The sequence below is a fragment of the Belnapia sp. AC561 genome (assembly GCF_979252845.1).
The window spans coordinates 1-231 of record NZ_CEEDBP010000539.1 but is presented as its reverse complement, the minus strand read 5'-3'; the positions used below and the strand labels follow the sequence as shown (position 1 = coordinate 231).

1 protein-coding gene is annotated in these 231 nt (G+C 68.8%); it reads right to left on the bottom strand.

Going from position 1 to position 231, the window contains the following annotated elements:
• On the bottom strand, positions 1–208 hold a 208-nt coding region (phaP, locus tag AC0IW9_RS32170), incomplete at its 3' end, for a TIGR01841 family phasin (protein ID WP_471652330.1).
• Between the last annotated feature and the right edge of the window lie 23 nt (positions 209–231).

Genomic DNA, 231 nt, shown 5'->3' with positions numbered 1-231 from the left:
CGGTGAAGCGGGGGTTGAGCAGGCTCAGCGCCTCGGTATTGGACTTCTGGCTGAGGTCGGCGACCTCCCGCATGTTGCCGACCGCCTTCTCAGAGGCGCTCTTCAGCAGCTCGGCCTGGCGGGCCGCCTTGGCCTGCGGGGTGTCCTGGGACGACATGGCCGTCACCACGTCGGTCATCTCGGACATGGCGGACTGCAGGTGTTCCATGTGCCGGCGGGCCACCGCCTGGG